Source organism: Rhodomicrobium sp. R_RK_3, assembly GCF_002198715.1.
Classification (GTDB): domain Bacteria; phylum Pseudomonadota; class Alphaproteobacteria; order Rhizobiales; family Rhodomicrobiaceae; genus R-RK-3.
In genome coordinates this window covers 22,888-46,551 of sequence record NZ_MWLK01000032.1, presented here as the reverse complement: position 1 = coordinate 46,551, position 23,664 = coordinate 22,888, and the positions used below count along the sequence as shown (strand labels likewise).

General features: G+C 66.1%; 19 protein-coding genes. 10 read left to right on the top strand and 9 right to left on the bottom strand.

Annotated features, from left to right (window positions below):
• Positions 1–17 precede the first annotated feature (17 nt).
• From BLEFHOIH_RS18795 to BLEFHOIH_RS18775, 4 genes are all read right to left on the bottom strand, one after another.
• On the bottom strand, positions 18–1,121 hold the full coding sequence (locus BLEFHOIH_RS18795; protein WP_088347569.1) for a pyridoxal phosphate-dependent aminotransferase: 1,104 nt from the start codon (positions 1,119–1,121) through the stop codon (positions 18–20).
• A 145-nt stretch (positions 1,122–1,266) separates the two neighbouring features.
• Positions 1,267–3,396 (bottom strand): acetate--CoA ligase family protein, encoded by a 2,130-nt coding sequence (locus BLEFHOIH_RS18790; protein ID WP_088347568.1) that lies wholly within the window; start codon positions 3,394–3,396, stop codon positions 1,267–1,269.
• Between the two features lie 112 nt (positions 3,397–3,508).
• The gene (gene frc, locus BLEFHOIH_RS18785; RefSeq protein ID WP_088347567.1) at positions 3,509–4,786 is read right to left on the bottom strand and encodes a formyl-CoA transferase; all 1,278 of its coding nucleotides are present in this window, start codon (positions 4,784–4,786) and stop codon (positions 3,509–3,511) included.
• A 354-nt stretch (positions 4,787–5,140) separates the two neighbouring features.
• Entirely contained in the window at positions 5,141–5,824 is a 684-nt protein-coding gene (locus tag BLEFHOIH_RS18775; protein ID WP_088347565.1) for a GntR family transcriptional regulator, read from the bottom strand.
• A 458-nt stretch (positions 5,825–6,282) separates the two neighbouring features.
• Between BLEFHOIH_RS18775 and BLEFHOIH_RS18770 the strand changes: the two genes are divergently transcribed.
• The 6 genes from BLEFHOIH_RS18770 (at position 6,283) to BLEFHOIH_RS18745 (ending at position 12,542) form a co-directional block, all read left to right on the top strand.
• Positions 6,283–7,806, top strand: coding sequence for a tripartite tricarboxylate transporter permease (locus BLEFHOIH_RS18770; protein WP_088347564.1), 1,524 nt, complete (start codon positions 6,283–6,285; stop codon positions 7,804–7,806).
• Between the two features lie 105 nt (positions 7,807–7,911).
• Positions 7,912–8,904, top strand: coding sequence for a tripartite tricarboxylate transporter substrate-binding protein (locus BLEFHOIH_RS18765; protein ID WP_245297097.1), 993 nt, complete (start codon positions 7,912–7,914; stop codon positions 8,902–8,904).
• Positions 8,905–8,990: 86 nt separating this feature from the next.
• Positions 8,991–9,509 (top strand): tripartite tricarboxylate transporter TctB family protein, encoded by a 519-nt coding sequence (locus BLEFHOIH_RS18760; protein ID WP_088347562.1) that lies wholly within the window; start codon positions 8,991–8,993, stop codon positions 9,507–9,509.
• 105 nt (positions 9,510–9,614) lie between these two features.
• Positions 9,615–10,799, top strand: coding sequence for an ATP-grasp domain-containing protein (locus tag BLEFHOIH_RS18755; RefSeq protein ID WP_088347561.1), 1,185 nt, complete (start codon positions 9,615–9,617; stop codon positions 10,797–10,799).
• A complete protein-coding gene (gene sucD / locus BLEFHOIH_RS18750) occupies positions 10,799–11,692 on the top strand; it encodes a succinate--CoA ligase subunit alpha (RefSeq protein WP_088347560.1) in 894 nt (297 codons plus the stop codon). The genes BLEFHOIH_RS18755 and sucD overlap by 1 nt, the downstream gene beginning before the upstream one ends.
• Positions 11,693–12,041: 349 nt before the next feature.
• A complete protein-coding gene (locus BLEFHOIH_RS18745) occupies positions 12,042–12,542 on the top strand; it encodes a ferritin-like domain-containing protein (protein ID WP_088347559.1) in 501 nt (166 codons plus the stop codon).
• A 113-nt stretch (positions 12,543–12,655) separates the two neighbouring features.
• Here BLEFHOIH_RS18745 and BLEFHOIH_RS18740 read toward each other — a convergent pair whose 3' ends face one another.
• From BLEFHOIH_RS18740 to BLEFHOIH_RS18730, 3 genes are all read right to left on the bottom strand, one after another.
• Positions 12,656–14,131 (bottom strand): DUF805 domain-containing protein, encoded by a 1,476-nt coding sequence (locus tag BLEFHOIH_RS18740; protein WP_088347558.1) that lies wholly within the window; start codon positions 14,129–14,131, stop codon positions 12,656–12,658.
• A 97-nt stretch (positions 14,132–14,228) separates the two neighbouring features.
• Positions 14,229–15,170: a non-homologous end-joining DNA ligase gene (gene ligD, locus BLEFHOIH_RS18735; protein WP_088347557.1), complete on the bottom strand. Its 942-nt coding sequence runs from the start codon at positions 15,168–15,170 to the stop codon at positions 14,229–14,231.
• Positions 15,171–15,240: 70 nt separating this feature from the next.
• Positions 15,241–15,735, bottom strand: coding sequence for a ferritin-like domain-containing protein (locus BLEFHOIH_RS18730; protein WP_088347556.1), 495 nt, complete (start codon positions 15,733–15,735; stop codon positions 15,241–15,243).
• A 242-nt stretch (positions 15,736–15,977) separates the two neighbouring features.
• Between BLEFHOIH_RS18730 and BLEFHOIH_RS18725 the strand changes: the two genes are divergently transcribed.
• The 4 genes from BLEFHOIH_RS18725 to BLEFHOIH_RS18710 all read left to right on the top strand — a co-directional run bounded on the left by BLEFHOIH_RS18725 (position 15,978) and on the right by BLEFHOIH_RS18710 (position 22,319).
• Positions 15,978–16,853 (top strand): hypothetical protein, encoded by an 876-nt coding sequence (locus BLEFHOIH_RS18725; protein ID WP_125461793.1) that lies wholly within the window; start codon positions 15,978–15,980, stop codon positions 16,851–16,853.
• Between the two features lie 39 nt (positions 16,854–16,892).
• Positions 16,893–17,051, top strand: a complete 159-nt coding sequence (locus BLEFHOIH_RS18720) for a DUF3309 family protein (RefSeq protein ID WP_088347554.1) — start codon at positions 16,893–16,895, stop codon at positions 17,049–17,051.
• 186 nt (positions 17,052–17,237) lie between these two features.
• On the top strand, positions 17,238–19,373 hold the full coding sequence (locus tag BLEFHOIH_RS18715) for a peroxidase family protein (protein ID WP_088347553.1): 2,136 nt from the start codon (positions 17,238–17,240) through the stop codon (positions 19,371–19,373).
• A gap of 252 nt (positions 19,374–19,625) precedes the next feature.
• Positions 19,626–22,319: a hypothetical protein gene (locus tag BLEFHOIH_RS18710; RefSeq protein WP_125461792.1), complete on the top strand. Its 2,694-nt coding sequence runs from the start codon at positions 19,626–19,628 to the stop codon at positions 22,317–22,319.
• A 198-nt stretch (positions 22,320–22,517) separates the two neighbouring features.
• On the opposite strand, the gene BLEFHOIH_RS18705 is transcribed toward BLEFHOIH_RS18710, so the two are convergent.
• Positions 22,518–22,703, bottom strand: a complete 186-nt coding sequence (locus BLEFHOIH_RS18705; protein WP_170937256.1) for a hypothetical protein — start codon at positions 22,701–22,703, stop codon at positions 22,518–22,520.
• A 36-nt stretch (positions 22,704–22,739) separates the two neighbouring features.
• Positions 22,740–23,663 carry a DmsC/YnfH family molybdoenzyme membrane anchor subunit gene (locus BLEFHOIH_RS18700; RefSeq protein ID WP_088347550.1) on the bottom strand — a complete coding sequence of 308 codons (924 nt, stop codon included), beginning with the start codon at positions 23,661–23,663 and terminating at the stop codon, positions 22,740–22,742.
• Between the last annotated feature and the right edge of the window lies 1 nt (position 23,664).

Here is a 23,664-nt window from a genome sequence, read left to right as displayed (position 1 = left end):
TCGGCGTATATGGGGCGCTAGATCGCCCGCAGCGCGTCGGGAAGCGCCTCCGCCAGCGCGTCAAGATCGGCAGGCTTGCCGGCGGAGATGCGGATGCAGCGGTTTTGCGGCGCGGCGAAAGGCATGCGCACGAAGATGCCGCGCTTGCCGAGCTCCTCCACCACCCGCTTGGCGTAAACGCCGTCCCGGCCGCAATCCACGGTGACGAAATTGGTCGCGCTCGGCAGCGCCGAAAGACCGCTCGCCGCCGCGATCTCGCCGATCCGGTTCCGCGCCTCGCCGACCCAGCCGCGCACCTTGGAGAGCCATTCCTGATCGCCGAGCGCCGCCATCGCGCCGATCTGCGCCACGCGGTTGATGCCGAAATGGTTGCGCACCTTGTTGAAGGCCAGCGCGATGTCCTCATGCGCGATGCCGTAGCCGACCCGCGCCCCCGCCATGCCATAGGCCTTGGAGAAGGTGCGGAAGCGGATCACCCTCGGATTGGCCACGTCGATCGGCGGCGCGACGCCATCGGGCGCGAATTCGATATAGGCCTCGTCGAGACAGAGGACCGCCCCGTCCGGCACCGCGTCGATCATGCCCTGGACCGCCTCGGCGTCGCTCCAACTGCCCATCGGATTGTCGGGATTGGCGAAATAGATCAGCGGCGCCGATGTCTCGATGGCGCGGGCGATCAGCGCCTCGGGGTCTTCCCGGTCCCCGCGATAGGGCACGAATTCGAAGCGGCCGCCATAGCAGGCGATGTGGTAGTTGAAGGTCGGATAGGCGCCTTGCGAGGTGACGACCGGCGTGCCCTCGCGCACGATCATATGGGCGAGATAGCCGAGCAGCCCGTCGATGCCCTCGCCGACGGCGATATTGTCCGGCCCGACGCCGTGATGCTTGGCGAGGGCCGTGCGCAGCTCGAAATTCTCCGGATCCGCGTATTTCCACACCTCCGGCACCGCCTCGCGCATCGCCGCGATGGTGGCGGGCGAGGGACCGAAGACGCTCTCATTGGCGCCGATGCGGGCGGCGAAACGGCGCCCCATCCGCCGCTCCTGCGTCTCGGGGCCGACGAAAGGCACGGTCGCGGGAAGGGATTGCACGAGCGGCGTGAATGGACTGCGGGCGGGCATCGGCGATGGTTCCTGACCAAATTTGTGGCACGGGCCGCAAATTAGCAGGCTCAGCGCCGGTCGATAAGCCTTTCGCGATGCGGCCGCCGTCCCGGCCTCACCGGGACGGGCTTCGGTTCGTAGCGCCGGCGCGCCGGTCGGTCCGCTAAAGCAGGCCGGCCGCCCGCGCCCATTTATATTTCGCGCCGAGCACCTCGACCGGCACCTCCGTCGTGTAGGGATAGGCGACGATGCCATGGTCGTAGAGTTTTTGGCAGGCGTCCTCGACCTCGACGTCACCCACCAGCGAGGCGACGATCGGCTTGTCGATGCCCTTGGCCCGCGCCTCGGTGACGACCTCGATCATCTTGTCGGCAAAGACCAGCGGCGGCGTTACGATGGTGTGCCAATAGCCCAGGATCAGCGCATGGATGCGCTCGTCCTCGAGGCCGAGCCGCACCGTGTTCTGATAGGTCAGCGGTGGCTCGCCGCCGGTGATGTCGACCGGATTGCCCGCCGCGCCGAAAGGCGGGATGAACTTGCGGAAGGCGGCGTCGAGGTCGTCCGGCATCTTCATCAGGGTGAGGCCGTTGTCGAAACAGGCGTCGGACAGCAGCACGCCCGAGCCGCCAGCGCCGGTGATGATGAGCACGTTCTCGCCCTTCGGCGTCGGCAGCACCTGCAGGCCGCGCGCGAATTCCAGCATCGAGCGCAGCGAGGGCGCGCGGATGACGCCGGCCTGGCGCAGCACGTCGTCATAGATCTTGTCGTTGCCGGCCAGCGCCCCGGTATGGCTGGCGGCGGCCTTCGAGCCGTAGGAGGTGCGCCCCGCCTTCAGCATGATGACCGGCTTCTTCTTCGAGACGCGGGCGGCGACTTCGGCGAAGGCGCGGCCGTCCTTCAGGTCCTCGCAATGCATGGCGATGGCCTGGGTGTTCGGGTCCTGCTCGAAGAAGGTAAGCAGATCGTCCTCGTCCAGGTCCGACTTGTTGCCGAGGCCGACGATGGCCGAGACGCCCATCTTGGTCGAGCGGGCAAAGCCGATGATCGACATGCCGACGCCGCCCGATTGCGAGGACAGCGCCGCCTTGCCCTTGACGTCGAAGGCGGTGCAGAAGGTCGCGCAGAGATTTTCCGGCGTGTAGTAGAAGCCGTAGATGTTCGGCCCCATCACGCGCACATCATGCTTGCGGGCCGTGGCCAGCAGCTCGTCCTGAAGCTCCTGGTTGTTGGTCTCGGCGAAGCCCGAGGGGATCATTACCGCGCCGGGCACCTGCTTGCGCCCGACCTCGTCCATGGCGGCGACGCAGAGATGGGCGGGCACGGCGAAGACGGCGACATCGATCTCGCCCGGATAATCCAGGATCGACTTGTAGGCCTGCACGCCGAGGATCTCGCCGGCCTTGGGATGCACCGGGACGATGGTGCCCTTATAGCCGCCATTGATGAGGTTGCGCATGACCGAATTGCCGATCTTGCCGGTCTCGGCCGAGGCGCCGATGACGGCCACCGCCTTGGGATGGAAGATGCGGTTCATGGCGCGCAGGATTTCGGTCTCGTCGGGACGGTAGCGCGCGGTCTTGGCTTCGAAATCGCACACGATGCGGGCATCGACGGCGGTCGCGCCCTTGGGGGTGGCGAAGATCGGGTTGAGGTCGACTTCGGCGATCTCGGGGAAATCGGTGACGAGGGCGGAGACCTTTTCGATGATGTCCGTCAGCGCCTCGCGCTTCACGCCCGGCTGGCCGCGCACGCCGTGCAGGATTTCCGACGCCTTCAGCCCGTCGAGCATGGCTTCGGCGTCGGACGTGCTGGCGGGAGCGAGGCGGAAGGTGATGTCCTTGAGCACTTCGACCAGGATGCCGCCGAGGCCGAAGGCGACCAGCTTGCCGAAGGAGGGATCGGTGATGGCGCCGACGATGACTTCGGTGGCGCCGGACGGCAGCATCTGCTGCACCTGGACGCCGTCGATCCTGGCGTCGGCCTTGTAGCGCTTGGCATTGTCGAGGATGGTCTGGAACGTGGCGCGGGCCTGCTCGGCGGAGGCGACGCCGACCACCACGCCGCCGGCATCGGTCTTATGCAGGATGTCCGGCGAGACGATCTTCATCACCACCGGGAATCCCATGCCCTCGGCGAGTTCGGCGGCGGCCCCGGCCGTGGTGGCGATGCCTTCCTGCGGCACCGGGATGTCGTAGGCGTCGCAAACCTGCTTGGCTTCGGGCGCGGTCAGAGCGGTTCGGCCTGACGCCTTGACGGCATCGAGTACGCGGCGGACGGTTTTCTTGTCGCTCATTCGGTTCCTCCCTAAGCTGCGCCGGTTTGCGCGCCAAATTCGGTGTTCGTGATTGGTGAAGGCCCGTCTCGCGACGGGCCCCATGCTTGATGGAAAAATTGCGCGGGGGACGCTACTCCGCCGCGGCGGCGCGTTGTGCCTCCTCGGTTGCGCCGGCCGCCTTGATCGCGGCGACCTGCTCCTCCGAATAGCCCAGCACCGCCGTTAGGATTTCGTCCGTATGCTCGCCCAGCAGCGGCGAGCGCGTCACCTCGACCGGGCTGTCCGACATCTTGATCGGGCAGCCGACGCTGAGATATTTGCCGCGCGTGGGATGATCGACCTCGACCACGGTGCCGGTCTTGCGCAAGCCCTCATCCTCGGCGATTTCCTTCATCGACAGGATCGGGCCGACGGGGATGTCGAGCGGATTGCAGATGTCCATGACCTCGAACTTGGTCTTGGTCATCGTCCATTGCTCGATGGTCTCGAAAATGTGGTTGAGGCGGGTCAGGCGGGCGGCGGGCGTCTTGTAATCGGGGTCGGTCTTCCATTCCGGCTTGCCGATGACGTCGCAGACCTTCTCCCAGACCGGCGCTTGGGTGATGAAATAGGTATAGGCGTTGGGGTCGGTCTCCCAGCCCTTGCAGCGCAGGATCCGCCCTGGCTGGCCGCCGCCGGAATCATTGCCGGCGCGCGGTACCGCGTCGCCGAAGGGGATGCCCTCGCCATATTGCGAATATTCGGTCAGGGGGCCGGCCGCCAGGCGCTGCTGGTCGCGCAGCTTGACGCGGGCAAGGTTCAGCACGCCGTCCTGCATGGCGACGAGCACTTTCTGGCCGCGCCCGGAGGCGTGCCGCTGATAGAGCGCCGCGACGATGCCGAGCGCCAGATGCAGGCCGGTGCCGCTGTCGCCGATCTGCGCGCCCGTCACCAGCGGCGGGCCGTCGCGGAAACCGGTCGTCGAGGCCGAGCCGCCCGCGCATTGGGCGACATTCTCATAGACCTTGCAGTCCTCGTATTTGCCCGGCCCGAAGCCCTTCACCGAGGCCATGATCATGCGCGGGTTGATTTTCTGCACCTGCTCCCAGCCAAAGCCCATCCGCTCCATGGCGCCGGGGGCGAAATTCTCGACCAGCACGTCGCATTCCTCGATGAGGCGGGTCAGCACCTCCTTGCCGGCCGGGTTCTTGGTGTCCAGCGTGATCGAGCGCTTATTGTGGTTGAGCATGGTGAAATAGAGGCTGTCCGCGCCCGGCACATCCACGAGTTGCTTGCGGGTGGCGTCGCCGACGCCGGGGCGCTCGACCTTGATGACGTCCGCGCCCAGCCATGCCAGGAGCTGGGTGCAGGTCGGCCCGGACTGCACATGGGTGAAGTCGAGGATCTTGACGCCGTCTAGAGCTTTCATTGCGTCCTCTCGCATTTGAGGAAATTCATTGCATGAAACGGGATTAAGTCCGGGAAGCCGCCCCGATCCGGCCGCCATTGGCGGCGGCGCCGGCGGCGGTCCGTTCACGCCGGGGCGAGATCGGGCGCAGGCCGTGTGCCCGCGCCGGGCGGTCATCATGCGCGGCATTGATGCCGGGCAGGCCGCAAATCATTTTTAAGCGATTGCGTTCAAGCATTTGGCCGGCGGCGAGAAGGCGATGCTCCGGCGCGCGCGCCGGGTCGGCTTCGTCCCTGCTGGCATCGGCTGTGGCTATTGCCATTGCAGTCGACATTGCATTTCTCCCTAGATCCGCTTTTGTGCCCTCGACCCAGATCAGTCGAGATTCACATTGCGATCGACGTGCTCGCGCAGCTTGAGCGTATGCTCCCGCACGAGCCGCTCGGCCCGCTCCGTGTCGCGCGCCTCGAGCGCCGCGATGATCTCCTTGTGGTCGACGATCGACCGCTTGACGCGTTCATTCTCGAAAATCGTTCGCTGCCGGATGGCGCGGACATGGAAGAACAGGCCGTTGGTGATCTCCTCGATCAGCTTGCAGCCGCCGAGCGCGATGATGGCCTGATGGAAGCGGATATTGGCGTCGGAATACTCTCCCATGCGCTGGGAGACTTCATCGACGTTGAAGACATCGACCAGCGCATGCAGGCCGGCCAGTTCGGCGTCGGTCGCTTCCTTGGTGGCGAGCCGCGCCGCCATGCTCTCGAGCGCGGCCCAGACGGTGATCATGTCGAGGATTTCCGCCTTGGTGCGGCGGTTGATATAGATGCCGCGCCGCATGACGATGCGGACGAGCCCCTCCGATTCGAGCTGCGCCAGCGCCTCGCGCAAGGGTGTGCGGCTGACGCCGAAACGCTGCGACAGGTCGCGCTCGTCCAGCCGGAGCTGGGCGTCGGGCGCGTAGATGTTCATGTCCGTGATGGCCAGCTTCAACGCTTCATAGGCCCGCGCCTTGAGGCTCGGGTTTTGCTGGATAGGGGCAATCTTAAGATGGTTGGTCACGGCCGATCCTCGATTCGGTTGTTCGGCACATTATCCGCATTAGACCGATTGCGCCCACACCCGCTAAGCTGCTGATCACTCATCCCTCGTCTGCTTTATACCGCCAGCAAGGCGGTCGCGCGCCATGTTCGTGGCATCAGGCATACCATATGCCAAGACGCACTATCCTGCAAGGAGGACCGTCAAGAGTTGTAATGAAAATTTACAAATCGCGGGAACTCCTCAAAATGCGGCGATAAAGTTAAGCGTATCAACACTTTACAGAACGGCCGCGTCGGCTCCGAAACGCTCTTTGCCTGATATTTTTGCATAAACTTCAGATTTATTATATTGGCGACGGACAAAAAAACGGTATGCTGCATACCAGATCGTGAAGAGATAAACCCTCTTGAAGGGCACTGGTGCGGAAGCGATCCAGCTCACGGTCGGAGGAAGCCGGCAATAAGGAGAGCTGCCCCGTGGAAGACGTCGTTTCCCTTCTACATGGTTTTTCGATCGCGCTGACGCCTTATAACATAGTACTGATGGTCATCGGCATCGTGCTCGGCGTGATTATCGGCGTGCTGCCTGGACTTGGCGGCGCCAACGGCGTGGCGATCCTACTACCCCTCACATTCTCGATGTCGCCGACTTCGGCCATCATCATGCTCTCCTGTATCTATTGGGGCGCGTTGTTCGGCGGTGCGATCACCTCCATTCTTTTTAATATACCAGGAGAACCCTGGTCTGTGGCGACAACCTTCGACGGCCATCCCATGGCCCAGCAGGGCAGGGCGGACCAGGCGCTGACAGCGGCCTTCACTTCGTCCTTCGTCGGCGCACTGGTCGCGGTGATCATGATCACCTTCCTCGCGCCGCTGATCGCCAAATTCGCGTTGCGATTTGGACCGGCTGAGTTCTTCGCGGTCTTCTTCCTGACATTTGCAAGCTTCATCGGCACCAGCCGGGGCTCGCCGTTCAAGGCGGTCGCCTCGATGTGCCTCGGCTTTGCGCTCGGCGCGGTCGGCCTCGACCAGATGACCGGCTCGCTGCGCCTGACCTTCGGCAGCCAGGAACTGCTCGCCGGCTTCGACTTCCTGATCGCGGTCATCGGCCTGTTCGGCATCGCCGAAATGATGTCCTCGGTCGAAAGCGGCCTGCAATTCCGCGGCAAGCACGCCACCATCCGCCTGAGCGTCGTGCTCCACACCTGGAAGAGCCTGCTACGCTACTGGGCGACCTCGATCCGGAGCTGCATCATCGGCTGCTGGATGGGCGTCACCCCGGGCGGCGCGACGCCCGCCTCGTTCATGAGCTATGCGCTCGCCAAGCGCTTCTCCAAGAACGGCAACAATTTCGGCAAGGGCGAAATCGAAGGCGTCGTCGCGCCCGAGACCGCCGCCCATGCCGCCGGCACCAGCGCGCTCCTGCCCATGCTGACGCTCGGCATTCCCGGCTCGCCGACGGCGGCGGTGCTGCTCGGCGGCCTGATGATCTGGGGCCTGCAGCCCGGACCGATGCTGTTCATCGAGCAGAAGGAATTCGTCTGGGGCCTGATCGCCTCGATGTATCTCGGCAATGTCGTCGGCCTGATCATCGTCCTGACCTGCGTGCCGCTGTTCGCCGCGATCCTCCGGGTGCCGTTCTCGATCATCGTGCCGGTCATCCTGGTGATCTGCGCGGTCGGTGCCTATACCGTCAACAACAACATGTTCGACATTTGGCTGATGCTCGGCTTTGGCATCATGGGCTATGTTCTACAGAAGCTCGACTATCCGCTGGCGCCGCTGGTGCTTGCCATCGTGCTCGGCGACAAGGCGGAGGAAGGGTTCCGGCAGGCGCTGCTCGGCAGCCAGGGCAGCCTCACGGTGTTCTGGTCGAACTGGCTGGTCGGCTCGATCATGACGCTGGGACTGCTCTTGCTGTTCTCGCCGCTGATCACCTGGGCGATCTCCAAAATCCGGACTGGCCTCGGCGGCCATCCCGCCGCCGCCATCGACTAGCCGCAAGCAAAGGGCTCAATCGAATGAGCCGGTGAATAAAGGCTCGAAGCGAGCCGCAGACTTAACTAGGGAGAAGCAACTATGCGTAAACGTCCATTAGGCGTGATGACCGCAATTGCATTGGCGGCCGGTGCGACGGCCGGCCCGGTGGCAGCGGCGGCGTGGGAACCGGCAAAGCCCATCACCTTCATTATCCCGGCCGGCACCGGCGGCGGCGCCGATCTGATGGCCCGCTTCATCCAGGGCATCGTCACCAAGCATAATCTGACCAAGCAGCCGATCGTCGTCGTCAATAAGGGCGGCGGCGCGGGCGCTGAAGGCTTCCTCGACGTCAAGGGCAGCAAGGGCGATCCGCATAAGATCATCATCACGCTGTCCAACCTGTTCACCACGCCGCTGGCGACGGGCGTCCCCTTCAACTGGAAGGACATGACGCCGGTTGCGATGCTGTCGCTCGACCAGTTCATTCTCTGGGTCAACGCGCAGGCGCCCTACAAGACCGCCGCCGAATATGTTGCGGCCGTGAAGGCGGGCGACGACAAGAAGTTCAAGATGGGCGGCACCGGCTCCAAGCAGGAAGACCAGATCATCACGGTGGCGCTCGAAGCCAATACCACGCCTAAGAAGTTCACCTATGTGCCCTATAAGGGCGGCGGCGAAGTCGCCACCCAGCTCGTCGGCAATCACGTCGACTCCACGGTCAACAATCCCATCGAGGCCGTGTCGCAGTGGAAGGGCGGCAATCTCCGTCCGCTGTGCATCTTCGACAGCAAGCGCAGCACCTATACGGAAAAGGTGACCGCGGATATGGCCTGGTCCGACATCCCGACCTGCAAGGAAGCGGGCGTCGATACCGAATATCAGATGCTGCGCGGCATCTTCACCTCGCCCGGCGCCACGCCTGAGCAGGTCGCCTATTATGTCGATCTGTTCAAGAAGGTCGCCGAGACCGAGGACTGGAAGAAGTTCATGTCCGACGGCGCCTTCAACCAGACCTTCATGAGCGGCCCCGAATTCACCACCTGGCTGGAAGCTGCCGAGAAGCGCCACCTTGCGCTGATGAAGGAAGCCGGCTTCCTGGCCGCCGCCGCGAACTGATTGATCGGATCCGTGGGGGCGGCTGAGCCGCCGTCCCCCCACGGGCTTTCAAAAGCGCCGGAGATGCGCCGCAAGGGAGGAATTGAATGTCGAATTTGAATGAAGAGGCTGATCCGGGTCCGACGCTCGCCACCAACCGCACCATGGACATGGTGGTGTCGCTGCTGTTCATCGCGCTCGGCAGCGTGTTCATGGTGGATAGCTGGCGCATTGGCATCGGCTGGATCGAGGGCTCGGGCCCGGCCTCGGGGTTTTTCCCCTTTTACATCTCGCTGTTCATGGCGCTGGCGAGCCTCGTCAACCTGCAGCGGGCCTTCGTCCATGCCGAGCCCGGCGGCGAGGAAAGCTTTGTCGGCAGGGATTCCTTCAAGCGCGTGCTGTTCCTTTTGGGGCCGACGCTCATCTATGTGCTGGCGATCCAGTATCTGGGCATATATGTTTCTTCCGCGATCTTCATAACAGCGTTCATGATCGCCTCGCGTGCCCATATTCAGCAGGCGGTTCTGGTTGGCATCGGCACCTCGGTTGCGCTGTTTCTGATGTTCGAAGTCTGGTTTCTGGTGCCGCTGCCCAAAGGGCCGCTTGAAGCGCTGATCGGCTATTAAACAGCCCTGGTATTTGGCATGCCCAATACCCAGCGGAGCGCGTAAGGTCAAATACGCGCTTCGCCTTTTAGGAAGACTGCTTGCCTCATAGAAGGCCCTGCAGCCATGCATATGCACGAATTCCTGGCCAAGGAGCTGCTCTCCCGGCGCGGCGTAGCCATCCCGGCGGGCCGCGTCGCGGCGACTGCGGAGGACGCGCAGAAAGTCGTCCAGTCTATGACGCCCGGACGCTATGTCGTCAAGGCGCAGATCCATGCCGGCGACCGCTTCGCCAATGGCGGCATCCGCTTCGCCGACAATGCGGGCGACGCACGCATCGCCGCCGCCGCCATGCTCGGCAAGCCGCTGGTGACGCGCCAGACCGGCCTGGCCGGCGAGATGGTGCGCTGGGTCTATGTCGAGGAAGCCGTCACCGCCATCACCAATCTTTATATCGCCATCGCCGTCGACCGCGCCGCCGGCGAGATCGTCGCGCTCGGCGCGAACGTGCCGGTCGATGACGGCAGGGTCGGCGCGGTGATGGATCGCGGCCAGTTGCAGCGCACCGCCATCCGCATCGAGGACGACAAGGCGGTCGCCGATTTCGCCGGGCTCGCCGCCCGCATCGCCCCGGCCACCGTCTCCGCCGCCGAACTCGCCGCGCTGATCGAGCGGCTCGCCAACATGCTGATCGAATTCGACGCCATCCTGATCGAGATCAACCCGCTCGCCGTCGCGCCGGGCGGCGGCTTCATCGCCGTCGACGCCAAGATGACGGTCGACGACAATGCGCTGTTCCGCCACCGCGATCTCGCCTCGCTGCGCCAGGTCGACGCCAATGTCGACGGCGACCCGACCGAGCTCCAGGCCGACCGCCGCCACATCAACTATGTCGCCCTCGACGGCAATATCGGCGTCGTCGTCAATGGCGCGGGGCTGGCGCTGGCGACGCTCGACGCGCTGGTCGAAGCCGGCGGGCGGCCTGCCAATTTCATGGATGTGCGCACCACCGCCACCAGCCTCGACATCGCCTATGCCTTCAATCTGGTCCTGGCCAATAAGGCCGTGCGCGCCGTGCTCCTGAATGTGCATGGCGGCGGCATGCAGCGCTGCGATACCATCGTCGAGGGCATGGCCATCGCCATGCGGCGCGGCAACCGCTCGCTGCCGGTCGTTGCGCGGCTTGCCGGCAACAATGCCGATTTCGCCCGCGACCGGCTGAAAAGTTTCGGCATCAAATTCGTCGAGGGCACGAGCATCGGCGATGCCGCCCGCCGTGCCGCCGCGATGGTTTCGAAAGAGGTGGTGTGATGGCGATCCTTGTCGGGCCGGATACCCGCGTCATCTGCCAGGGCATGACCGGCCATGCCGGCAGCTACCACACACAGCGCATGATCGCCTATGGCACCAGGATCGTCGCCGGGGTGACGCCGGGGAAGGGCGGCCAGACCGCGCTCGATCTGCCGGTGTTCAACACCGTCCGCGACGCCAAGGCGGCGACCGAGGCCAATGCCAGCATCATCTTCGTGCCGCCGGCCACTGCCGCCGCCGCCATGATCGAGGCCATCGAGGCGGAACTCGGGCTGGTGGTCTGCGTCACCGAGCGGGTGCCGGTGCTCGACATGATCCGCGTCAGGCAGGCCCTCGAGGGCTCCAAGACGCGCCTCGTTGGGCCGAATTCGCAAGGCGTGCTGGCGCCGGGCGTTGCCCAGCTCGGCGTGATGTCGACGGTGAACGCCAGGAGCGGCGGCATCGGCATCGCCTCCCGCTCGGCCTCGCTGACCAGCGAGGTGGTGGCGCAATTGACGGCGGCGGGCCTCGGCCAGTCGACCACGGTCGGCGTCGGTGGCGATCCCGTCCACGGCATCGACCTGAAGAGTTGCCTCGCGCTGTTCCTCGATGACCCGGATACGCGCGGCGTCGTGCTGATCGGCGAGATCGGCGGCACCGAGGAAGAGGAGGCGGCGGCGCTCACCGCACGCCTCAAGCCGCGCAAGCCGATCGTCGCGCTGGTCGTCGGGCGCGACGCGCCGCGCGAGCGCCGGATGGGCCATGCCGGGGCCTTCATGGCGGGCAGCGCGGGCAATGTCGAGAGCAAGATCGCGGCGCTGAAGGCGGCCGGAGTGCGCATCGCCCCCAATGCCAGCGTGGTCGGCGAGACCATGCGCCAGGCGCTCGCGGCCACGACGGCAATCCCGGCCTGAGGGACTGCCTCGGGGGCAGGGTCTCAGCGCGGGATCAGTTCAACGCCCGCACTTTTCGAAATCCCCGCGAAGGCGGGGATCCAGTATTCACAAACTCGAAATTGGCTTTCTGCCTAACCACTTACGCTGCGGCGTACTGGATCCCCGCCTTCGCGGGGATTTCGGCTGAGGGGCGCATTAAATCCGGTCCAAGCCGATGCCGCTCTAACTGCATCGGCGCCCCGTGCCGGCCTCACCACCAAAAACACCCCGCAACCTTTCCGACTGTGCCTGCGTTGACAGTCACACCTTGCGCGCGGAACGCGTTCGCTGGGGATGAAATCACACCCAAACCAAGGATAAACGCGCTATGGGACTGTTTTCAAACGACATTCACACACTCGATGACTTGTTCCTGCACAATTTGCAGGACATTTACTACGCCGAACACCAGATCACCGACGCTCTGCCCGACATGATGGACAAGGCAACCGACCCGCAGCTCAAGCAGGGTTTCCAAACCCATCTGACCGAGACCGAAGGCCAGATCGCACGGCTTGAGAAAATCTTCGAAATGCTCGGCCAGACCCCGAAAGAGGTCACCTGCCCGGCCATCGACGGCATTCTCGAAGAGGGCGAGGACGTCGCGGGCGATGTCGATGACAAGGTGCTCGACGCCGCGCTGATCGCCTCCGCTCAGGCCGTCGAACATTATGAGATCGCGCGCTACGGCACGTTGATCGCCTGGGCCAAGCAGCTCGGCCGCAATGACGTCGTCGCCCTGCTTCAGCAGAATCTCGGCGAGGAAGTCGCCACCGACAAGAAGCTGAGCTCCATGGCTGAAGGCTCCGTCAACCAGAAGGCAGCGTAACGGCTGGCGCGTTCGCGCGCAGTCTCCGCTAGTTGGATCAAGTCACCGGGCAGCAGGCCATCCGCTTGCTGCCCGGTGGCTTTTTTTGCGTCCGATGCGCAACGCCGCGCGGCTCACCCGGCGGCTGCCAGCGCCCGGCTGAGAAAGCTGCGGATGCTGGCGTCGATGTCCCCGGAGACGGCGCTGTTGGTGCCGCGATACCAGCCGCTCGTCGTCAGCAGCGGCAGACGGGCCGGCGGCGGGTCGTAAGTGCGGTACCAGATGGCGACGAGGTCGTCGCGCCCCGGATCGATCCGCCTCAGCTCCAGCGGGCCGCCCGCCGCCGCATAGGCCTGGCGCGCGACGGCGAAGCGGCTGGCGCGGCCGATCCTCAACAGGAGATATTCGCCTGGCAGCGCGGCGACCGGCTGGGCCGGGGGCGCGGAGCCGCGGGCCGGCGGCCGGTCGAACTGCATGAGGCCCGAGCCGTAGGCGCCTTTCGATATGACGCGCTCGATGCCGGGGATCGCCCAGGCCTCGCGCAAGCCCGCGACATGCGGCGACTCGACCACCAGCGTCGCGGGAATGCGCGTGAGGCGGGTGGTCGCGATGGCGGCGATGGCGGCGCGCTCCTTCTCATGCGCTTTCGTCGCCGCCCAATGTGCATAGGCCCATTGGGCGAAGGGCAGCAAGGCAAGGGCGAGCAGCGCGAAGCTGGCGGGCCGGGGGCGCGTCACGGCGAGGAAGACGGCCGCCACCAGCAAGCCATAGAGCAACAGCGTCGGGGCGACCGCCGTCGTCGATTGCGTCAGCAGAGCTATCGGCCATGCCGGGCCGTGCACCGCAATGAAGACGCCGACGGTGACGAGCAGCGCCAGCGCCAGCAAAGTCCGGACGGGCAGCCTGGGGCCCGTAGCGCGCGGGTGGGCGGGTCCGGATCTGCCGGTGCCGCGCGCCCGCCATGCCATCCAGGCCAGCAGGATGACGAGCGCGATCATCGCCATCGGCAGCAGCGGCAGGGTCGGCGCGAGCACCTTCCCGAGCGCGATGACGGCCGGGAATGCCGCCGGGATGCTGGCGAGAATGACCAGCGTCGCATGGGCGGCTATGAACAGCGCAAGGCCGAAGGCGATCCAGCCCGGCGCGCCGAACGAATTGCCGGACGCCGTCTCCCGCGCCGGCAATGCGCACAGGAAGGCGATGCAGGCGAGGCCGAGCAGGAGGAAGCGCGGCACCTGCGGACCCATCGCGCCAGAGATGAAGGCGAGGGACCAGGGCGCGCCGGTCAGCACCAGGAAGCCTTGATCGGCGGCAAGCAGCAGCGGCACGAACAGGCCGGCCCAGCCGGGCAGCCCGGCATCGCGGGCGCGGCGGACGGATATGCCGATGAAGGAGAACACCAGCAGCGCGAAGGCCAGCGGCTTGAAGGCAACGGAGGCGACGAGGCCGAGCGCCCCGCAGGCGCCACCGACGCTCTGGCACTTGGTGACGATTGCGAGCGCCTTCAGCAGGAAGGGGAAGCCGGCGACGCTCGCGACGAAGAGGCCGATCCTGACCGTGGCGGCCCAGAAAAACCGCCGGCGGCCGATGCTGCCGTAGAATTCGAACATCCGCGCGGCCTCTGACCCGCGGCGACCGGATTACAGCATTCGGGTTGACCGCTGCCTAAAGCCGCCGATCAAACCGGCAAATATCGTTTCGCGCGGATTAACGGGACGGCCCGCCGGCGGCGGCTTCCATCTTCGCCACCATCGCCTTGGTCAGCGATTGGCTGGCCTTGCCCATATCCGCCCAGGGGTCGGGCTCGCGCAGCCGCGCGGCGGCATTGCCGAGCGTGAAGATGTGAGCGCTTGCGATGCTGGGAAGCTCGTCCCAGGTGACCGGCATGGCGATGGGCGCGCCTTCGCGGGCGCGGGTAGAGTAGGGGGAGATGGCGGTTGAGCCGCGGTCATTACGAAGCCAGTCGATGAAGATGCGGCCCTTGCGGCTGGCCTTGCTGGCTTTGGCAAGGAAGCGCTCCGGCTCCGCATCGACCAGCGTCCGGGCAAAGCCGCGCGCGAAAATCTTCAGATCGTCCCAGCCGCCGCGCCGGGCGAGCGGGGCGACGACGTGGATGCCCTTGCCGCCGGTCAGAAGCGGCCAGCTTTTCAGGCCGAGCGCGGCGAGCCGGTCGCGGACGTCGGCCGCCGCCTGCTGCACGTCGGCGAATTGCAGCGTCTCGTCCGGGTCGAGGTCGAAGACCAGCCGGTCGGGCTGCTCGAGCCGGTCGATGTGGCAGCCCCAGATGTGGAATTCCAAGACGCCCATCTGCACCCCGGCGATGATCGAGGCGAGATTGTCGAGATAATAATAGCTCGCGAGCGTGCCGGAGCCTTCGGTGATCTCGATCGATTTGATCGCGTCGGGGAAGCCGCCCTGGTCGTGCTTCTGGAAAAAGCATTTGCTGGAGCGCCCTTGCGGACAGCGCACGAGGCTGAGCGGCCGACCGGCGCTCTGAGCCAGCATCCGCTCGCCGGCGATCTCGTAATAGGCGGCGAGGTCCGCCTTCGTCAGTCCCTGCTTGGGAAACAAAACCTTGTCGGGGCTCGACAGCCGCACGCCCGCCACTTCGCTGCGCGCCGGCGCCTTGACGTCCGTATCCTGAACCACGCTGCCGCTCCTGTGCTTACGGGGAAGAGCGGCGCACCGCGCCGCCCTCCTTGATGCCAAGTCCTGACCCTCAAGCCGCCTTCTTGTTGAGCTTATCCTCGGCGAGCCGGTTCAGCTTGCTGTCGGTGTCCTTCTCCTCGCCGAGCGTATCGCGCAGCAGGTTGCGGGCGTCGGTCATGCCGAGCTCCTTGGCCCAGGCCACCAGCGCGCCATAGCGGGCGATCTCATAATGCTCGACGGCCTGGGCGGCGGCAATCATCGCCGCGTCGAGGGTTTCGCCCGGCTTGATCTCGCTCATCAGCTCGGCGCCTTCCTCCAGAATGCCCTCGATGGCCGGGCATTTCTCGCCGCTCGGCTTCTCCCCGCACAGCTTGAAGACCTGTTCCAGCCGCTTGATCTGCTGCTTGGTCTCGGTGAGATGGGTCTCGAAACCCTTGCGCAATTCGGCCGATGTCGCCTTGGCCGCCATTTTCGGCAGCGCCTTGGTGATCTGGTTTTCGGCGTAATAGACATCCTTCAGCGTGTGCATGAAGAGCTCGTTCAAATTCGTGGGTGCTTCTGCCATTTTAGTGGCCTCCGATGGCGTTTGACTGCTGCGAGCTGGATTAACCCCGCGCAGACCTCCGGCGTTCCGTGGCCGGACATCGCGCGCGCCGGGAATCGCGATGCCCCCAAGGCGCCTGGAGCGGCGGCCCGCCGGGCGGTCTGCGGCGGAACTTTCATCCGACCCCCGGCATTAGCCTGACCGAACGGTACTCGTGTCCGCGCAGCCCGCGTCAGCACTCTCAATTCATCCGAGGAAATGCCATGTCTCCAGCCATGCAGGCCGTCCCTGCCGAGGTCATTACGGTCGAGCCGACCTCCTATATCGATTGGTCCGGCATCATTGTCGGCGCCATCACCGCCACCGCCCTGTCGTGGCTGCTTCTGACCTTCGGCTCCGCCATCGGGCTGATCTCGGTTTCGCCCTATGAGTTCAACTCGGACTCCGCCGTCAAGCTGACCATCGCCGCCGCCGTCTGGTTCGCGCTGGTGCAGATCTATTCGATCGGCATGGGCGCCTATATCGCCGCCCGCCTGCGCCCCCGCACCCCCGACGCCATGCCCGATGAAGTCGCCTTCCGCGACGGCGTCACCGGCATCGCGGTCTGGGCTCTGGCGATCGTCGCCGGCCTCGCCATCGCCGGCATGGCCGCCAGCAGCGCCGCCCGCACCGGCGCGCAGGTCGCCGGACAGGCCGCCCAGTTCGTCGGCCAGACCGCCGCGACCGGCGCCCGCGAGGCCGACCCGGCCTATATCGTCGATACCCTGCTGCGCCCGAGCGGCGCTCAGCCCAATACCGGCACCCAGCAGCAGCCCGAGACCACCGAGGCAACGCGCCGCGAGATCGGCCGCATCCTGGCCAATGGCCTGGCGCAGGGCTCGCTTCCCGATCAGGACCGGCAATATCTCGCCCAGCTCCTGCACGATCGCACCGGTCTGACGCCGGAAGAAGCCGAGGCCCGCGTCCGGCAGGCCTATGACAACGCCAAGGCCAAGGCGCTCGAAGTCGCCGACAATGCGCGCAAGGCGACCTCCTTCGCCGGCTTCTGGATCGTTTTCATCATGTTCGCAGCAGGTCTTGCCGCCTGGTGGGGCGGCACGTCCGGCGGCAGACACCGGGACGACGGCACCTGGCGCTAAGCCAGGCTGCCTCGGTCTTTCAGCAAAGAAGGGGTAATCATGACGTCTTCGACTTTACTGCTCGTCATTCTGATTTTGTTGCTGGTCGGCGTATTCCCGGCGTGGCCCTATAGCCGCGCCTGGGGTTATGGACCCTCGGGCATTCTCGGGCTGGTGCTCGTGGTGCTCTTGGTCCTCGCCTTGGTCGGCCGCGTTTAGATTTCGCAGGAACCGCATTCGCCTTCGGGCCGGTCGGGCAGCAATGTCCGGCCGGCCCTTTGCGTTCAGGAGATCTGATCGCCAGTCCGCACCTCAGTGGACTGAAGCTTTTTATTCAAATTGAGAATATTTCACTTTTCTTTAATTCCCGCGCGGGAAACTCCGGCTTAGGTAAGGAGTCTGGTCATGAGTTTTCCCGCGTTCCGGTCCGCGCTTTCCCGCGCGTTCAACCGATCTGTCCCCGCATCCGGCAGCGCGGTGATCGCCGCGGCCTTCTGCGGATGGCTGGCCGCCGGTCATCCCGCTTATGCCGGTCCGCAAAACGACAGCGGCATGTTCAACACCCCCGGCGAGGGGCAGCCCTATGAGCCGCTCTACGCCCCGCGCGTCGGCTGGCCGCCGCTGCCCGAGCGCAAGACCTATTACGGCCGCCCCGATTTCGTCGAAAGCGGCCCCGGCGACGAGGGCGCGCCCTATATCACGCGCTCCGTGCCATATCCCACGCATAAGCGCTTCTTCGCCGAAGAGCGCCGCTATGAGGAGCGCGAGGAAGAGCGCGACCGCGAGCGCGACGACCGGGACTTTGACCGCGACGAGGATCACGCCCCGTTCCGCAGCTATGCCGAGAAACAGGCCCGGGGCTTTGGCCGCCTCTTCCCCGAAGCCGGCGAGCACGCGCCCTCGATCGGCGCGCTGAAGGCGCTCGGCCGCTCGATGGTCGAGGATGGCGAGCCGGGCGATCCGGCCGGCGACAGCGAGACTCCGGCGGGCTACACGTTTTTCGGCCAATTCATCAATCATGACGTCACCTTCGACGCGCGGAGCCAGCTCGGCCGCGAGATCCGGGGCGATGACGACCTGGAGAATTCCCGCACGCCCGATCTCGACCTCGACAGCGTCTATGGCGGCGGCCCCGAGCGCACGCCGCATCTCTACCGGCTGCCCTATATCCGCGTCGGGCGGCTGCTGACCGAAGGCGAGGCGCCGCGCTACGACCTGTTCCGCACCCGCGCCGGCCATTATGACGGCCCGGCCGGCGGCGATGCCGTCGCCCTGCTCGGCGATCCGCGCGACGACGAGAATGTCGTGCTGTCCCAGCTCCATGCGGCGTTCGTCGCCTTCCACAACCGCACGGTCGATATTCTGGTCGAGCGCGATTTCGGCGACGAGCGGCGCGAATTCTGCCGGGGCGAGCGCTCCTGCGACACGCAGGAGCTGGCCGAGGCGCTGCCCGACAACGCCAAGGCCAAGATCTTCGCCATCGCCAAGGACCACGTCATCCATTTCTACCACCGGATGATCGCCGAGGATTATCTGCCCTGGGTGATCGGTCCGCAGCACACCGCCAGCCTGTTCAAGAAGGGCCGCGACTTCTACTTCCCCGGCGGCTTCCGCGATCATGACGGCCGCGTGCGCGACGCCTATATCCCGGTGGAATTCTCCGCCGCCGCCTTCCGCTTCGGCCACAGCCAGGTGCGCGACCGCTATGTGCTGCGCGAGGGCGTCGAGACCTATCTGCTCTCCGATGGCCGCGACGGCGCCCCGCGCGCCTTCGAGCCGGTGGCCCCGCGCCATCTGGTCGACTGGCGCTATTTCTTCCATCTCGACCGCGAGACGCCCTACGGCTTCAACTGGGCGCGCCGCATCGATCCCGAACTGGTGCGCAGCCTGCACAGGCTCGGCCGCAGCAATGTCGTCGGCGAAGACGATCTCGGCTCGCTGGCGGCCCGCAACCTCATTCGCGGCGTGACCCTGCGCCTGCCTTCGGGCCAGCGCGTCGCGGAGGAGATGCTGCCGGCGCTCGCCTCGCGCGGGTTGCTCGGCCGGGGCGCGCCCTATCGCGGCGAGCCGTGGCGCGCCTATCTGCTGCGGCCGGACGAGCGCGTCCAGCATTTCCTCGGCGATGGCGAGACGCCGCTCTGGTACTATGTGCTGCAGGAAGCCAGCGTCTTCGGCAGCCGCACCCATCTGCACCGCCTGCAGGATGGGGACGGCGAGCGGGTCAGCGGCGACTTCCGGCACCGCGATGGCGGCTTCCGGCGGACCTCGGCGCAAGGCCCCTATGGCGGTCCGCGCCGCTATGACGACGAGGACAACGGCTATGATGGCGGCCACCGCCTCGGCCCGGTCGGCGCGGCCATCGTCGGCGAAGTGCTCACCGGCCTGCTCGAGCATTATCGCGAGGCGACCGGCAAGGGGCTGGACTACCGTCCGCAGATCAAGGGCAGCGGCTCCTATCCGACGCGCTACGGCCGGGATGGCGGCGACCGCTACGCGATCGCCAACTTCCTGCGGGATGCCGGCGTTGCCTACGGCGATTAATCCGCGCCCGTCCCGATCAGCTTGAGATCAAATCGCAGCATCCTCCCCCGAAGAGGAGTGAAGCTGCGATTTATCAACAGTAAGGCGCATCTTTACTTATGGCCATCGGTGTAATGCCGATGGCCGTTTGTTTAAACTTCCACTATTATGCCAGGCCGCGGCTGACCTAGGGCTGTCCTGGGGCTCGCCATTTGGTGGAGCTCCCAATTCTGTTCCCCCAAAGGGGTGGCTTGACGTTTGGAGGAAGCGGACATGCATTCGGCCGATAGCATCGGGGGCAGCCCCGCCATCCCGGGCGAACCGGACAGCACGGATGCGGGCGGCAAGAGCGGAGCCGCCGCGCAATTTTCCGACGCCATCCAGATCGAGCAGGAGAAGCGGGAACGGCATTCCGGCGACGGCGACGACACGCCGGATGGCATGGCGGCGAATGGCGCCGGCGGTTTCCTGCTCACGGTTTTCAGCGAGAGCGCCCATGGCGACGGCGGCACGAAGCGCCCGGCCGCCGACGGCACTTTCGGCAAGACGGAATATGTCACGGTGTCCGGCGACCGGCTGGCCCAGATCGCCGGGGAGCACGGGCAGAGCGTCGCTGACGCATTGATTGCCAACCCGAATTTGCGTGAGGACACGCCCCTCGCGGCCGGGACGGTGCTGGCCTTCCTCGACGAGACCCGCCTTGCGCTCGCGCGCGAAATGGCCTCGGCCGCCGATCCGGCCCGGCTGGAAACGCTGGTGCTGGACGAAATCCTCTACGCGACCAGCCTCGCCTCGACGCCGGAGGATCTGCTGCCCGCCCTGCAGGCCGATCTGCTGGCCCGCCGGCCCGAGGGCGAGGAGGCATTCGCCGCCATCGTCGACAGCCGCGGCGCGGCGGCGGTCCAGCTTTGGCGCAGCCAGGGCCGGACGCACGAGATCATCGACCGGCTTCACGATCTGACCGATACGGGCGACAGCGACGCGCTGGAAGCGGAGATCCTGGCGATCTTCATCGCCGTCGCCGACGCCACGCCCACCCCCCAGGCGATCGACGGCCAATACCGGATGCTGTTCGTCTACGGCCCGCAGGACCAGCTTTTCTTCGACGCCTTGGACATGGCGGAGGCCGATTTCCGCACCGGTCATCCACAATATGCCGCCGCCCAACTCGCCATCGCCTATGCCGAGCACGGACCCGCCGCCGCCGCGCAATTGCTGGCCGATCTCGCCGCGTACGGCCCGGCCGATCCGCTCACCGCCGCGCGCATTCTCATCGCCGCCGAGCCGACGGTTTCGCATATCGTCACCCATCTCGGATTTGGCGCGTGGCATAGCTGGACCGGCAATCCTGCCGGCACGCCCGCTTTCTACATCGATCCCAGCATGAAGGAGGCGGTGTTCGGCGATCTCGCCGCCGTCGCCGACAATGCCAGCCGAGGGCCAATGGGCGCCGCGCCGGTCGCCGCCATCGCGCGGCAGGTGAACGATCAGGGTTTTCACCATGTCTCGCGCTCGATCATCGACGGCGACGGCATCGCCCTGCCGCTTGCCATGCTCTGCCTCGGCCAGGACCCGGCGCTCGCCGCCACCATCACCGTCGCCATCGACGCGCTGAAGGAGCGCGTCCGCGCCAGCGTGCGCGAATTCGCCGAGACCGCCTATCCCGCCGCCGGCCCCGCCGCCGCCTGGGGCGGGTTGATCGCGCAGCCGCAGGTGGCGTTGCGGCGAACGCTCGAGGTCGTCGGGCCGTATGGGGTCAGCCTGCGCCGTGAGCTGAGTGAGGATATCGAGCGTCTCGACGATGACGGGCGCCAGCTCATGCGCGTGATGCTGGCGCTGGGCGAGAATGCGCAGGACCTCATCGGCTTTCCCAGTCTTTTGGCGGCCGGCGGCTTGCCCGGCGAGGGCCGCGACGATGAGATCGAACTGGTGCTCGGCTCGCAGGCGGCGTTCTTCGAGGCGCTGCGCAGCGAGACCCTGCGCGGGCAGGAGAGCGGCAGTGCGGCGGATCCCTATGCGCTGGTCGGCCCGGGCCGCTTCTTTGCCCGTATGCTCGCCAATTGCAGCCGCAGCGCGCCGCGTGCCTTCCATGGCTTCACCGCCGCCGATATCGGCTCGGGATGCGGGCTCGGCACCGGGCTGTCGCGCGGCCTGGAGGATTGCACGCCGCAAGGCATGACGCTGCTCGACGCGCTGGGCCTCCGGCTGCGAGACGCGCTGGCGCTGACCGGTATTCATGCCGGGCGCCATGGACTGGCGGGGCTCACGCGCAGCGAGATCACCGCGCTATCGCCCGCCATGCGGCCGTCGGCGCCCGGGGCGCGCCATCCCGGCGGCTTGATGATGACCGCCTTGCGCTGGCATGTGCGGGCCTTCGGCGTGCTCAACCTGGCCTCGGGCGTCGATGTGCTCGCGGATGACGCCTTCCTGCGCGGCGTCGCTTCGCTTGCCGCCGGGACGCCGCAGACGGCTGCCTCGATCCCATGCCTGGAGAGCGCTGCGGCCGCGCGCCTCGTCTTCTGGGGCAATGCCGTGACGCAGGTCGGCAGCGGCGTGCTGACGCTGGTCGCGATGGGCGAGCAGCGGGGACAGCGCGTTGCGCTCGAGGCGATGCATGTCAGCTATCTGGAGCGGGCCGGGGTCAGCACGGAGATCGCGCGGGCGCTCGTCGATTTCGGCAGCGGGCCGATGCCGGCGCGGGTCATGCAGGCGCTCTCGGATCATCTGCAATTGCGACCGGGCGAGTTGCTGGCCTGGTTCGGCGAGCAGGATGCGGGGCTGGTCGAGGGCTACCGCTATTGGGGCCTGCAATTGCTGGCGCCGGACGAGAGTGGCCGTTTCGCGGTGGTGGATTCAGGCACCTCCTCGCTGCCGCCGGATTCGCTGGAGGATTTGATCCGCTTTGCGAGGAATGGCGGCCTGCCATTACCCGACCGACGTTTCCGCCGCACGGGGTGGCTGGGGTAGCGGGAAAGAAGGCCCCCTCACCACCGGCCTTCGGCGGGAGCCCTCTTCCTCGAGGGGAGAGGGCAAGTGTGCAGGGCGGCGATATTGTGGATCTCATCTGGCGCGGCATGGCCCTCTCCCCTGGTGGGAGAGGGCGGGCGCGAAGCGACCGGGAGAGGGGAGCAACGCGCCCGGCCTCTCCGGCGGAAATCGGTCCCGCTAGGCCCGCCGCGTCTGCGTTCGCTGCGGCTGGCGGAGGGTGGCGGCGTCGGTATGGTCCGTGTCGGGGCGTCCGTTCGCCTTGGCTTTCGCCTTCGGTCCCGGCCCGCGCATGTAATGCTGCTCCGGCCGGTAACGCTCGGTGGCATCCTTGATGGAGAATTTCGACAGTAACGCGTTCAGCATGTTCATAATCTGACCCATTGGATTCCGGAGGTCCTCTCAGCGGTATCCGTAGTAGAGCGAGACCACATGTTCGGCCTCGGCAAAAAACAGCCAGCGCGACGCAGCCACGCCAGCCAGATGAACCGGTAATGCAAGCCACAAGACCGGCGACCAGGACGGCATCGCAGCGGCGATGCCGAGAAGCAGAAGCGGCAGGATGAAGGCAGCGCCAAATGCCAGGCGGCGCAGCTTGTCCGCATGTTTGCGCCCGATGCGGAAGACCATTTCCTTGAACAGGTAATTCGGCGAGGAATGCGGGGATTCGAACAGCCGTGCCCGGCCGAGAGCCGGCAGGCCGATGGCGGTCTCCGGCGTCGACCCGTCGGCGTCGAGGCCGATGGCGGCGGCGCGCATCCGCCACCACAGCGCGACGGCGGCGGCGGCGATCAGCAGCGCGGCGCTCACGGCGAGCGTCGCCAGCGGCGGGTCGGTGAAGGGGAGCGCGGCCACGGTCACGCCGAGCCCGCCGCCTGCCGTGGCATAGGCCACGAAAAGCGCGGGCGTCGGCGATTTCGACCAGCGCGGCACCGCCTCGATGCCGGCATAGATCATCGACGTTGCGTAGATGGTCGCGAGGGCAAACATAGCCCCGCATACGCCTGGGAAGATGAACCTACCCTGACCGGCCGCCCAAAGCAGGGCGTAAATTCCAAAACATGCGAGGGCGGCGATAGAAAAAATCCCTTCCCTGGACAGCCAGGAGGAGCGCCACTGCGACAAAGCGCGCCAGGCGCGTCGCGGATTGCCCAAATGCCACAGGGAGGCAAAGAGCCCGGCGGTCGCCAGCGCCAAAGCGAGGCCGCAGGCGAAGAAGGCGAAGCCACGGCTGGACGGTCCAAAGCCCGCGCCGAGCCAGATCATCATGCCGAAGCCTGCGCCCGAAAGCGTCGAGAACAGGATGATGGAGGGGGCGGGATGCATC

Excerpts from the sequence above, each read along its gene's own strand:
- BLEFHOIH_RS18795 (WP_088347569.1), bottom strand. The coding sequence starts at position 1,121 with ATGCCCGCCCGCAGTCCATTCACGCCGCTCGTGCAATCCCTTCCCGCG.
- BLEFHOIH_RS18790 (WP_088347568.1), bottom strand. The coding sequence starts at position 3,396 with ATGAGCGACAAGAAAACCGTCCGCCGCGTACTCGATGCCGTCAAGGCG.
- frc (WP_088347567.1), bottom strand. The coding sequence starts at position 4,786 with ATGAAAGCTCTAGACGGCGTCAAGATCCTCGACTTCACCCATGTGCAG.
- BLEFHOIH_RS18765 (WP_245297097.1), top strand. The coding sequence starts at position 7,912 with ATGACCGCAATTGCATTGGCGGCCGGTGCGACGGCCGGCCCGGTGGCA.
- BLEFHOIH_RS18760 (WP_088347562.1), top strand. The coding sequence starts at position 8,991 with ATGTCGAATTTGAATGAAGAGGCTGATCCGGGTCCGACGCTCGCCACC.
- BLEFHOIH_RS18755 (WP_088347561.1), top strand. The coding sequence starts at position 9,615 with ATGCATATGCACGAATTCCTGGCCAAGGAGCTGCTCTCCCGGCGCGGC.
- sucD (WP_088347560.1), top strand. The coding sequence starts at position 10,799 with ATGGCGATCCTTGTCGGGCCGGATACCCGCGTCATCTGCCAGGGCATG.
- BLEFHOIH_RS18745 (WP_088347559.1), top strand. The coding sequence starts at position 12,042 with ATGGGACTGTTTTCAAACGACATTCACACACTCGATGACTTGTTCCTG.
- BLEFHOIH_RS18740 (WP_088347558.1), bottom strand. The coding sequence starts at position 14,131 with ATGTTCGAATTCTACGGCAGCATCGGCCGCCGGCGGTTTTTCTGGGCC.
- BLEFHOIH_RS18730 (WP_088347556.1), bottom strand. The coding sequence starts at position 15,735 with ATGGCAGAAGCACCCACGAATTTGAACGAGCTCTTCATGCACACGCTG.
- BLEFHOIH_RS18725 (WP_125461793.1), top strand. The coding sequence starts at position 15,978 with ATGTCTCCAGCCATGCAGGCCGTCCCTGCCGAGGTCATTACGGTCGAG.
- BLEFHOIH_RS18720 (WP_088347554.1), top strand. The coding sequence starts at position 16,893 with ATGACGTCTTCGACTTTACTGCTCGTCATTCTGATTTTGTTGCTGGTC.
- BLEFHOIH_RS18715 (WP_088347553.1), top strand. The coding sequence starts at position 17,238 with ATGAGTTTTCCCGCGTTCCGGTCCGCGCTTTCCCGCGCGTTCAACCGA.
- BLEFHOIH_RS18710 (WP_125461792.1), top strand. The coding sequence starts at position 19,626 with ATGCATTCGGCCGATAGCATCGGGGGCAGCCCCGCCATCCCGGGCGAA.
- BLEFHOIH_RS18705 (WP_170937256.1), bottom strand. The coding sequence starts at position 22,703 with ATGCTGAACGCGTTACTGTCGAAATTCTCCATCAAGGATGCCACCGAG.
- BLEFHOIH_RS18700 (WP_088347550.1), bottom strand. The coding sequence starts at position 23,663 with ATGCATCCCGCCCCCTCCATCATCCTGTTCTCGACGCTTTCGGGCGCA.